The organism is Limimaricola sp. G21655-S1 (assembly GCF_027213785.1).
Classification (GTDB): Bacteria; Pseudomonadota; Alphaproteobacteria; order Rhodobacterales; family Rhodobacteraceae; genus Limimaricola.
Map to the genome: position 1 here is coordinate 1 of NZ_JAPWGO010000144.1, position 323 is coordinate 323.

General features: G+C 66.9%; 1 protein-coding gene. It reads left to right on the forward strand.

The window, feature by feature from the left end; genetic code table 11:
• On the forward strand, positions 1-323 hold a 323-nt coding region (locus O4G76_RS22395), incomplete at both ends, for a TRAP transporter large permease subunit (RefSeq protein ID WP_269398938.1).

The following is a 323-nucleotide window of genomic DNA, read 5'->3' on the forward strand; positions in this document are numbered from 1 at the left end:
GCGATCCAGACGATCCTGGTGGCCGTCATCCTCGCCGCGATGTCGGGCATCATCGGCGGCGAGGTGGTGCTTCTGGGCCTGATCGCGCTGCCGCAGATGCTGCGGCTGGGCTATGACAAGAACCTCGCCATCGGCGTGGTCTGCGCCGGCGGCGCGCTCGGTACCATGGTGCCGCCCTCGATCGTGCTGATCATCTACGGGCTGACCGCCAACGTCTCGATCGGCGACCTGTTCACCGCGGCCTTTATCCCCGGGCTGATGCTGGCGGGCTTCTACGTGGCCTATGTGCTGATCCGCGCCTATCTCAACCCGGCGATGGCGCC